At 46.3% G+C, this 1,396-nt stretch carries 1 protein-coding gene; it reads left to right on the top strand.

Translation table 11 applies throughout. The features are described from left to right. On the top strand, window positions 1–852 hold an 852-nt coding region (locus B157_RS0113590), incomplete at its 5' end, for a sensor histidine kinase (RefSeq protein ID WP_020603864.1). Window positions 853–1,396 lie beyond the last annotated feature (544 nt).

Below are 1,396 nucleotides of genomic sequence, written 5' to 3'. Positions count from 1 at the left end.
TTTCTGACTACCGCTGCGCGCCTTGGGACTGATGGGCTCATAACGTCCACTATCGACATCACCGCCATTAAACAAGCGCAGGAGCAGATTGAGCAACTCAATGATCAGCTTCAGCATTCCAATGCTCGTCTGAATCAGTTTGCATCCGTGGCTTCGCACGACTTACAGGAACCGCTGCGCAAAATCAATTCCTTCGGCAATATCCTTATGGACCAGTACGGCCCGGCCCTGGGCGATGGGCTAAATCTGTTGATACGGATGCAAACAGCCGCCAACCGAATGCAGACGCTTATCCGCGACTTATTAACCTACTCGCGGCTATCGATGGGCTCACCGGTTGACTATCAGTCCATTGATTTAAATCGTATCCTGAGTGAAGTACTTGTTGATCTGGAAATTGCTATAGACGAAAAAAATGCAGTCGTAGAGGTGGTTGACCTGCCTACAATAAAGGGCGACGCACTGCAACTGCGGCAGGTATTTCAAAACTTATTAAGCAACGCCCTTAAATTTACTAGGCCCGGCCAGCAGCCCCGCGTAACCCTGATGAGTAAATGGGTGAATCGGAAAGATTTACCTATGGGCCTTCCTGTTAGTGGCTGGAATCCTCCCCCCCCCGCTTACTGGCAGATTACGGTGGCCGACAATGGCATTGGCTTTGATGAAAAATATCAGGACCGCATTTTCAGTGCCTTTGAGCGGTTGCATAGCAAAAGCAGCTCTTATGGTGGATCAGGTATCGGCCTGGCTATCGTACGGCAGGTAATGGATAACCACCTGGGGGCCGTGAGCGCGCATAGCGTTGCGGGTGAAGGGGCAACATTTACCTTGTACCTGCCTGCTTGTCCCTAATCGGAATAAATTATAGATTTCGATAGGTCTTAGTGGTCGGAACAGTGCTATGGTCCATACCCTTGGTTGGTGTATAGCTCTTAACCTGGTTGCGTATGGCTAATTCTGGAATCCACGAATATTTCATTAACATAATGGAGGTCCTTATTCTCCCCTTATGTATGGCTCTTGGTGGGCGTATGATCTTGAATTAATCCCTTAACATAAGTTTACTTATACAACAACCCTTCAAATAGTGCAATAAAACGCTACTATAAAAAAGGGTGAAAAAGGGGATAAAAGCACAGGCTACTACTTAGTAAAACGACCCCCATTTACTAACTGCTCAGGGTGCTCGAAAATTACTAACTAAATTCATAGTTTGCCGCCCTCTGCTCTTTCCCCTGTTTTGGTGTTTTTGTTTTTTTTTGCTTTTCCTCTCCCCTTTATCACCTTCTCAAGCGTCAGCTCCTTTCTGGATTTCGCGTCAGCTCCCTAAATGCCGTTTTTTTCGACAACACAATCTTTGTGTTATTTGTAATCTTTGTTCTATTTGTTATCCTAT

Source organism: Spirosoma spitsbergense DSM 19989, assembly GCF_000374085.1.
In the GTDB taxonomy this organism is placed as follows: domain Bacteria; phylum Bacteroidota; class Bacteroidia; order Cytophagales; family Spirosomataceae; genus Spirosoma; species Spirosoma spitsbergense.
The sequence above is the reverse complement of the archived record's forward strand: the minus strand, read 5'-3'. Positions and strand labels throughout refer to the sequence as shown.